This window comes from Homoserinimonas sp., from assembly GCF_056262345.1.
Genome location: NZ_JBACFR010000195.1, coordinates 1 through 8868, shown reverse-complemented (window position 1 = coordinate 8868; position 8868 = coordinate 1). Strand labels below are relative to the sequence as shown.

Below are 8868 nucleotides of genomic sequence, written 5' to 3'. Positions count from 1 at the left end.
GCCGGGGCCTGAAGGTCGTTGTGCATGACCTCGGCGAGCATGGCAGGATCGCCTGCCCGAAGCGCGTGAAGGACGGGCGCGTCGACGCTGGGCACCCGCTCGGCAGGGTAGATATCGAGGGCATGGCGCTCGCGGTGGCGGTCGAGTTCCGAATACACGGTAGGCGTGCTCATGCCGAAATCGGCGAGGACAAGTACCCAGTGAAACTGGCCCTTCGCCAGCGCCGGGCTGAGCTGGTCGCCGCGGCCGGTGCCCACGGCCGTGCCACCCATCAGCGCGAAGGGAACGTCTGCTCCGAGCTGGGCGGCAAGCGAGATGAGCTCCTCGCGGCCCAGATCGGTGCCCCACAGGGTGTCACAGGCAAGAAGGGTGGCCGCAGCATCCGCAGATCCACCGCCCATGCCGCCGGCGACGGGCACGTTCTTATCAACCTCGAGCCGCACTCCGCCGCGGTAACCGGAGACGCGGGCCAGCAACTGAGCCGCTTTGATCGCGAGATTGCTGCCGTCGAGGGCCAGGCCCGAGGTATCGATAGAGCCTGAGAACGAGACCGAGAAGTCATCTGCGGGGTAGGCGCGAATGTCTTCGTACAGAGAGACGGCCTGATAGGCGGTGGCCACATCGTGGTAGCCGTCGTCGAGCAGAGCACCGACCTTGAGAAAGACATTGAGTTTGCCCGGAGCGCGAGCATGGATCATGCGGGGCCTCGGGAGCGACGTCATGGAATAAACCTACTCGACCAGTCGGTCTACTCCAGACCGTTGAGACTCTCTCAGTCAAGACCTAACCCGCGAGCGTGTTCAGAATCTCTGCAAGTTCGGCTTTTGCCGGGGCTAGCGACTCTGGCCCGGCAAGTCGCAGGCGCGTGAGAGCGACTCTGCTGCGATTGACGGTGCCGATGCCGGCCGGGCTCACCGTGACGAGCATGCCGGTCCCGTCGGCGAGCCTCCAGCGGGCGGTCGGATGCTTCGCGTCTCGGCTCACAGAATCCGGTCCTGTGTCGAGATGGTCGTTAATGAGGCTCACGGCCCGATCGAGGGTGGCCTGCCGGTCTCCGTCCACCGTGCGGCTGATCCCGGCAGCGAATGTGCCGTCGGGTTGCTGACCGGGCAGCCGCATACCGCGCGCCTGTTCGTACCCGACCGTGATTCCCTGAGCCCACCATCCGTCGACATGATGCTCGCGGTGCAGCCATGCGGCGATCTGCGGATGACTCCATGTCGGCGCGTTCTCGGCGTCGAGCAACGCATGCCATTCGCCGCGGGTCTTGCCCGTTGCGGCCATGAGCCTGGTATCGGAGATTGTGCTCGGCGAGACGGCGACCATGCGGTCACGATACGCCGCGAACCATGAGCTTAGAAGCCAACGGAGCGGATGCTACGCAAACCACAAGGTGGCCTGCAGGCGGCGAGATCTAGGCGTTGGCCGCCCGGGCGATGGCGAGAAAGTCGTCGACGGTGAGCTGCTCGCCGCGAAGCGTTGGGTCGATGCCTGCGGCCTCGAGCCGTTCGGTCGCGGCGGCCGAACTGCCGAGCACGCTCGAGAGCGACTGTCGCAGCATTTTGCGGCGCTGGCCGAAGGCGGCATCCACGAGCGCGAAAGTATCGATGCGCTCCTGCTCGGTGCCGATGATGTCGTCTCGCAGGGTGAAGCCCACGAGGATCGAGTCGACGTTGGGCACGGGCCAGAACACCTGCCGGCTCACCATGCCGGCGGTGCGCCAGTGCCCATACCAGGCGGCTTTTACGCTGGGGCTGCCATAAATCTTGGAGCCGGGAGTTGCGGCGATGCGCTGGCCCACCTCGGCCTGCACCATGACGAGCCCCGACGTTATGAAGCGAAAGTGCTCCAAGAAATGTAGCAACACGGGCACCGACACGTTGTAGGGAAGGTTCGCAACGAGGGTGGTGGGGCGCCCCGGTAGCTCGGTGATGGTCATCGCGTCGTGCAGAACCACCGTGAGGTCGGCATCCGGCTGCAACTGCGACACCGTCAGCGGCAGCTGAGCGGCCAGGCGCGGGTCGATCTCGACGGCGATAACGGGGGCACCGGTTTCGAGCAGGCCCAGCGTGAGCGAGCCCAGCCCGGGGCCCACCTCGACGACGGGGCTGTCGCCCGTGACTCCGGCCGCCTTGACGATGCGTCGCACCGTGTTGGCATCGATGACAAAGTTCTGGCCGAGTTTCTTTGTCGGTTGCAGATCGAGCAGGTCGGCAAGGTCTCGCACCTCGGCGGGGCCGAGCAGTTTTCCTGACGACGCGCTCATGCGAGAGCGTGGGGCGGCAGGTCGGCGGCAGCATCGACGAAGACAGGCTCGTCGTTCCAGCTGCCGTAGACGAGCTCAGTGTTGGACGCGATCTGGGCGGCGAGAATCGACTCGCTCGTGCCGAGCGTGTCGGCCATCAGTCGCAGGGTGTGCGGAATCATGTACGACGCATTCGTCTGGCCGCGGTGCGGGGTTGGGGTGAGGTACGGGGAGTCGGTTTCTACGAGGATGCGGTCCCGCGGCGTGACCACAAGGGCCTCACGCAGCACCGGCGCATTCTTAAAGGTGATGGTTCCCGCAAACGAGAGATACCACCCCTGCTCCGCACAGAGCTTTGCCATCTCGACGTCGCCAGAAAAACAGTGGAACACCGTTCGCTCGGGGGCGCCGACTCTGAGCAGTGTGGAGATGACATCGGCGTGCGCATCGCGATCGTGAATCTGCAGTGCAAGACCGTGTTTCTTGGCGATTTCGATGTGAGCCTCGAAGGCCCGCATCTGCGCTGGCTTGCCGGCGTCATCGGTGCGAAAGTAGTCGAGGCCTGTTTCGCCCACCGCGCGGACGCGGGGGCGTGAGGCTAGCTCGTCAATCTCGGCGAGGGCGTCGTCGAGGGTGCCCTCAGCCTCCAGCGCGGGGACGTCGTTCGGGTGGATCGCAACCGCGGCGAGCATGCGGGGTTCGCGCGATGCCATCTCGGCCGACCATCGGGACGACGCAACATCGGTCCCCACCTGCACGACACCCCTGACCCCGACGCTGCTGGCCTTGTCGAGTGCTTCGCGATAGTCGAGAAGCTCCGACTCCCCCTCTGGCACCCAGAGCGCCGAGTCGAGGTGGGTGTGGTTGTCATACACGCCGACGACGAGCGGTTCTGGCAGCGGGGGGTAAGTCATGCTGACGGTGTCCTCACTGTGCGACGTTCTGATCGACGGCATCCTGCTCGATGCGCGGGAAGAGAGGGGGAAGCGTTGCAACTCTCGATCCAGGCTGAAGAACACCCCATTGGCCCGCCTCGGGAATGAGCTGATCGGTGAGCGGCGTGGTGAAGCCAAGGGCTGCCCAGAGCTTTGCCGTCGCCTCGGGAATCACGGGCGAGAGCGCAACCGCAAGGGCCCGTAGTCCCTCGGCGGTGGTGTAAAGCACGGTACCGAGACGCTCGCGCGTCTCCTCCTTCTTGGCCAGAACCCAGGGTTCCTGCACCGTGATGTAGCCGTTGAGATCATCGACGACGGTCCACACTGCGGCGATTGCCTCGTGGATCGCGAATCGGTCCATCGCGGCATCCGCCGAGGCAACGGCTGAGGCGAGATTCTGCTGGATGATGCGGTCGGCATCCGTGTAGTCGCCCGGTGTCGGCACGACGCCGTCGTAGTACTTGTTGATCATGGCGATCACGCGGGAGGCGAGGTTGCCGAAGCCGTTGGCCAACTCCGACTGGTAGCGGGCCGCAAGGTCTTCCCAGCTGAACGAGCCGTCTTGACCAAAATGGATGGCGCTCATGAAGTAGTAGCGGAACGCGTCGGCACCAAACGTGTCGGTGATATCCGAGGGCGCGATACCCGTGAGCTTTGATTTGGACATCTTCTCGCCGCCCACGAGCAGCCAGCCGTGACCAAAGACCTTCTGCGAGACGGGCAGCCCTGCCGCCATCAGCATGGCGGGCCAGATCACTGCGTGAAAGCGGGCGATGTCTTTGCCCACGAGCTGCACGGCGGGCCAGCGCCGCGCAAAGTTCTCGTCGTCGACGCCGTAGCCGATCGCGGTGACGTAGTTGAGGAGCGCCTCGAACCACACATAGACGACGTGCTTGTCGTCCCAGGGGATCTGGATGCCCCAGTCGAAGCTTGAGCGCGAGATCGAGAGGTCACGAAGCCCCTGCTTCACGAACTGAATGATCTCGTTGCGCACGCTTTCGGGCTGAACGAAGTCGGGGTTGGTTTCGTAGAGGTCGAGCAGGCGCTGCTCGAAGTCACTCATGCGAAAGAAGTAGTTGGTCTCCTTGAGCACCTCGACGGGCTTGGAGTGGATTGCGCAGACAAGCTGGCCCGCGTACTCGCCGGTTCCGGGAACGAGGTCGCCTGGCTGCTTGTATTCCTCGCAGCCGACGCAGTAATGGCCTTCGAACTCGCCCTGGTAGATAAAGCCGTCGTCGTAGAGCTTCTGCAAGAAGATCTTGACGCCCTCTTCGTGGCGAACATCCGTGGTGCGAATGAAGTCATCGTTGGCGATGTTGATGGTCTCAAGCAGAGGCTTCCATGCGCTCTCGACGAGGCGGTCGGCCCACTCCTTGGGGGTGACCCCGTTGGCAACGGCGGTGCGCAGAATCTTCTGCCCGTGCTCATCCGTTCCCGTGAGCAGCCACGTGTCGTCTCCGCTCTGGCGGTGCCAGCGCGCGAGAACGTCTGCGGCCACCTCCGTGTAGGCGTGCCCGATGTGGGGCACATCGTTGACATAGAAGATGGGCGTGGCGATATAGAAGGACTTGCCTGACGACATGCGCTCAATCCTAAACGGAGGGGGTGGGCGGTTACGGCGATACTGCGGATGCGCCCCCGGCGAGTGTGGGAATCTGTGGGTTTTTCTGTGATCGTGTTGCAATCGCAGGTATTCGGGCGTACTCTCACAGAAACGCAGGCGCGCCCGCCGCATCCTGGGCCGTCGAAGGAGACCGCGATGTACGCCACCGAACGCCAGCAGCAGATCGAGAATCGCCTTGCCGATGACGGCCGCGTCACGGTTGTCGACCTCGCCCGCGAGTTCGACGTCTCAAACGAGACCGTGCGCCGCGACCTCGACCAGCTCGAGCTTCGGGGCGTTCTCCGTCGGGTTCACGGAGGGGCCGTCTCGGCCGCCCGCATCAGCAGAACAGAAGAGAGCATCGCCCAGCGCAGCGACCGCAACGCTGCAGCCAAAGAGCGCATCGCTCTCGCCGCGCTCGCCCTGATTCCCTCAACCTTCAGCGGGGCAATCGCCATCGACTCGGGAACCACGACGGGCATGCTCGCCCAGGGACTCTCCCGTTGGCAGCCAGACACTCCCGACCGCTCGCTCACCGTCATAACCCACTCCATCGCCATTGCGAGCGCCGTGAGCGACAACCCCCATATCGAAGTCCAGATCATCGGCGGCCGCCTACGGGGCATCACGAGCGCCGCGGTCGGGCCCACGACGCTCGCGCAGCTCTCCCGGCTTCGCCCCGACATCGCCTTCGTCGGCGCGAACGGGCTGCACTCCGCATTCGGATTCAGCACCCCAGACCCCGACGAGGCCGCCGTCAAGACTGCGCTCACGCTCGGGGCTCGCCGGGCAATCGCCCTCGTCGACGCCTCCAAGCTCGGCGTCGAAACGCTCGTGAGCTTCGCGGCCCTCGCCGACATCGACACCCTTGTCACCGACAAGCAACCAGACGCTGACCTCTCCCATCCCCTGCGCGACGCCGACGTCGAGGTGGTTCTCGCATGATCGTGACCCTCACGGCTAATCCGAGCCTCGACCGCACGATCGAGCTCGACACCCGGCTCGCGCGCGGCGAAGTCCAGCGCGCCATCGCGAGTGGAGACCAGCCCGGCGGAAAGGGAGTCAACGTCTCCCGCGCGCTCATCGCCTCGGGGCTCGACACGATCGCGATTCTGCCGGGCGCAGCATCCGATCCCATGCTCGTGGCCCTTCGGGCGGAGCACACCCCCGCGGCGAGCCTGCCCATCGCTGGGCGAGTTCGATCGAATGTGACCATCACAGAACCGGATGGCACGACCACCAAGATCAACGAGCCGGGGCCTCTGCTCAGCGCTGACGATGACAACGCCCTCATTGCCCTTGTCGCCGCGCACGCGCGTGGCGCCGACTGGCTTGTGCTCGCCGGCTCGCTGCCGCCGGGCCTCAGCTCCGACTTTTACGCGCGCGTCGTCACTGCGGTGCGCAGCGAAGGGTCTGGCCCCCGTATCGCCGTCGACTCGTCAGGCGAACCCATGCGGGCCCTCATGGCCTCGGGCGTTGGCGTCGACCTCATCAAACCCAACTCCGAGGAGCTCGCCGAACTCACGGGGCTCGCCGATACCTTCGAGGACGACCCGGATGCCGCGGCCGCCGCTGCCCGCACGCTCGTGGCCCGAGGCTGCCGAGCCGTGCTCGCAACTCTCGGCGCACGCGGGGCGCTGCTCGTCACCGCCGACGCGACGTGGCGCGCCACGATGCCGCCCGTCGTTGCCCGCAGCACAGTCGGGGCAGGCGACGCCTCCCTCGCCGGATATCTACTCGCCGATCAGCACGGAGCGCCACCCGAGCGACGACTCGCTCAGGCGGTAGCCCACGGAGCCGCAGCAGCATCCCTGCCCGGCAGCACAATGCCCTCACCGGCAGATACCACCCCAGAGCTTGCCGAGGTTCGACGGCTCTCCGAACTTTCGAACGCCGACTAGCGCCGCCCCCGCGTCGCAGAAATCTCACACAAGGAGAAAGCAATGTCGCACCTCATAACCCCCGATCTCGTTCTTCTCGATGTCGACCTGGGCACCGACCGGGCCGGCGTCATCCGCGCACTCACCTCCCTCGTTGCCGAGAAGGGCAGGGCCACGGATGCCGGGGCCCTCTTTGACGATGCCTGGGCTCGCGAACAGAAGACCGACACGGGCGTTCCGGGCGGAATCGCCATCCCCCATTGCCGATCAGAGTCGGTGACCGAACCGACCCTCGTCATGGCTCGACCGAACCCTGCCGTTGACTTCGGCTCCCCCGACGGCCCCGCCGACCTGATTTTTCTGATCGCGGCACCGGCCGGAGCCGATCAGGCGCACCTCACCCTGCTGGCAGCCCTCGCCCGCTCCCTCGTGCGCCCCGAGTTCGTGACGTCGCTGAGGGAGGCGAGCAGCAGGGAGCAGATTGTGGAGCTGGTTGAGCAGGCGATCGCGCCCGCCGAGGAAGCACCAAGCGCAGAAGCGGCACCCGCTGCGGGCGCCGCTGCGGGTGCTGGCGCGGCCTCCGCGACCGCTGCATCGACCCCCACAACACCAGGCGCTGACGGCGACCGCCCGCGCTTAGTGGCCGTGACCGCCTGCCCCACCGGAATCGCCCACACCTATATGGCCGCCGATGCACTCTCCGCTGCCGCCGAGCGCGCCGGAGTCGAGCTGCACGTTGAGACCCAGGGCTCGGCAGGCGCCACCCCGCTCGACCCGAGCATCATCTCCTCGGCGGAGGCAGTGATCTTTGCCGTCGACGTCGACGTTCGCGATAAGGGCCGATTCGCCGGCCTGCCCGTCGTACAAGCCCCCGTCAAACGGGGAATCGACGCGCCGGACGCCATGATCGCCGAGGCGCTCGCCGCGGCATCCGACCCGGGCGCGAAGCGCATTCCCTCCTCCGGCGCCGAGACCACGTCCACTGCCACCGACCAGCGCGAGAGCACCGGCGCGCGAATCAAGCGCTCGCTGCTCACCGGCGTGAGCTACATGATCCCCTTCGTCGCAGGAGGCGGGCTGCTCATGGCCCTCGGGTTCCTGCTCGGCGGCTACGAAATCTCCAACGTCGCAGGCGATGTCGTCGTGAATAACAGCCTGTGGAACCTGCCGGATGGCGGCCTCGCCGCCTACCTGGGCGCAGCCGCTTTCGCAATCGGCAACGCGTCCATGGCGTTCCTCGTGCCGGCCCTCGCCGGGTACATCGCCTACGCCCTCGCCGACAGACCCGGCATCGCGCCGGGGTTCACCGCGGGTGCCGTCGCCGTGCTGATGGGCGCCGGATTCATCGGCGGCCTCGTCGGTGGTCTGCTCGCCGGAGTCGTCGCCCACTGGATCGGCACCTGGCGCACCCCCACCTGGCTTCGCGGGCTCATGCCCGTCGTCATCATTCCGCTGCTCTCCTCGATCGTCGCCTCCGGCCTGCTCGTGCTGCTCCTCGGTGGCCCGATTGCCGCGCTCACCACGAGCCTCAGCGACTTTCTCAATGGGCTCAGCGGAGCATCCGCTATCGCCCTTGGCCTCATCCTGGGCGCGATGATGGGCTTTGACCTGGGCGGGCCGGTCAACAAGGTGGCCTACTCGTTTGCGGTCGCAGGTCTCAGCGCAGGCTCGCTGGACAATCAGGGGCCGTGGATCATCATGGCCACCGTGATGGGAGCCGGCATGGTGGCCCCCATCGGCCTCGCCCTCGCCTCCACTGTGCTCGATCGACGCCTGTTCACGCCCGTCGAGCGCGAGAACGGCAAGGCAGCCTGGCTGCTCGGTGCATCGTTCATCTCGGAGGGCGCCATCCCGTTTGCCGCGGCCGACCCCCTGCGCGTGATCCCCGCCACCACGATCGGCAGCGCCGTGACCGGTGCGATATTGCTCGCGGGTGGAGTCACCTCTCAGGCTCCCCACGGTGGCATCTTCGTGTTCTTCGCCATCAACAACTTCTTGTTGTTCATCGTGGCGATTCTCATCGGAGCCATCATCACGGCCCTCATCGTGATCGCCCTCAAGCGGTGGGCCGTCCGTCGCCCCACGACACTGCCTACCGCGGCTCAGACCGTCTCGGCGTAGGCTCGCCAGCACCCCGCTCCAACGAAAGAGAATCATGCCTGAACGCACCGCCACCATTGCCAGCAAAGTTGGACTCCACGCCAG

Annotated in this window: 8 protein-coding genes; 3 read left to right on the top strand and 5 right to left on the bottom strand. The window is 66.0% G+C overall.

Annotation, left to right across the window (positions count from 1 at the left end; translation table 11 throughout):
- From AC062T_RS09630 to metG, 5 genes are all read right to left on the bottom strand, one after another.
- A partial coding sequence (locus tag AC062T_RS09630; protein WP_476029508.1) for a 4-(cytidine 5'-diphospho)-2-C-methyl-D-erythritol kinase occupies positions 1-722 on the bottom strand: 722 nt, incomplete at its 3' end.
- A 61-nt stretch (positions 723-783) separates the two neighbouring features.
- Positions 784-1326 (bottom strand): hypothetical protein, encoded by a 543-nt coding sequence (locus tag AC062T_RS09625; RefSeq protein ID WP_476029507.1) that lies wholly within the window; start codon positions 1324-1326, stop codon positions 784-786.
- Positions 1327-1414: 88 nt separating this feature from the next.
- Positions 1415-2266, bottom strand: coding sequence for a 16S rRNA (adenine(1518)-N(6)/adenine(1519)-N(6))-dimethyltransferase RsmA (gene rsmA, locus AC062T_RS09620; protein WP_476029504.1), 852 nt, complete (start codon positions 2264-2266; stop codon positions 1415-1417).
- On the bottom strand, positions 2263-3201 hold the full coding sequence (locus AC062T_RS09615; RefSeq protein ID WP_476029502.1) for a TatD family hydrolase: 939 nt from the start codon (positions 3199-3201) through the stop codon (positions 2263-2265). Before AC062T_RS09615 ends, rsmA begins: the two co-directional genes overlap by 4 nt.
- The gene (gene metG / locus AC062T_RS09610; RefSeq protein WP_476029500.1) at positions 3173-4762 is read right to left on the bottom strand and encodes a methionine--tRNA ligase; all 1590 of its coding nucleotides are present in this window, start codon (positions 4760-4762) and stop codon (positions 3173-3175) included. The genes AC062T_RS09615 and metG overlap by 29 nt, the downstream gene beginning before the upstream one ends.
- 177 nt (positions 4763-4939) lie before the next feature.
- Between metG and AC062T_RS09605 the strand changes: the two genes are divergently transcribed.
- From AC062T_RS09605 to AC062T_RS09595, 3 genes are read left to right on the top strand one after another with little or no spacing between them, the layout of a single operon-like run.
- Entirely contained in the window at positions 4940-5728 is a 789-nt protein-coding gene (locus tag AC062T_RS09605; RefSeq protein ID WP_476029498.1) for a DeoR/GlpR family DNA-binding transcription regulator, read from the top strand.
- On the top strand, positions 5725-6684 hold the full coding sequence (locus AC062T_RS09600) for a 1-phosphofructokinase family hexose kinase (protein ID WP_476029496.1): 960 nt from the start codon (positions 5725-5727) through the stop codon (positions 6682-6684). The genes AC062T_RS09605 and AC062T_RS09600 overlap by 4 nt, the downstream gene beginning before the upstream one ends.
- Positions 6685-6726: 42 nt before the next feature.
- Entirely contained in the window at positions 6727-8784 is a 2058-nt protein-coding gene (locus tag AC062T_RS09595) for a PTS fructose transporter subunit IIABC (protein WP_476029494.1), read from the top strand.
- Positions 8785-8868: the final 84 nt, after the last annotated feature.

Coding starts and splice junctions, on each gene's coding strand:
- AC062T_RS09625 (WP_476029507.1), bottom strand. CDS start 1,326: ATGGTCGCCGTCTCGCCGAGCACAATCTCCGATACCAGGCTCATGGCC.
- rsmA (WP_476029504.1), bottom strand. CDS start 2,266: ATGAGCGCGTCGTCAGGAAAACTGCTCGGCCCCGCCGAGGTGCGAGAC.
- AC062T_RS09615 (WP_476029502.1), bottom strand. CDS start 3,201: ATGCCGTCGATCAGAACGTCGCACAGTGAGGACACCGTCAGCATGACT.
- metG (WP_476029500.1), bottom strand. CDS start 4,762: ATGTCGTCAGGCAAGTCCTTCTATATCGCCACGCCCATCTTCTATGTC.
- AC062T_RS09605 (WP_476029498.1), top strand. CDS start 4,940: ATGTACGCCACCGAACGCCAGCAGCAGATCGAGAATCGCCTTGCCGAT.
- AC062T_RS09600 (WP_476029496.1), top strand. CDS start 5,725: ATGATCGTGACCCTCACGGCTAATCCGAGCCTCGACCGCACGATCGAG.
- AC062T_RS09595 (WP_476029494.1), top strand. CDS start 6,727: ATGTCGCACCTCATAACCCCCGATCTCGTTCTTCTCGATGTCGACCTG.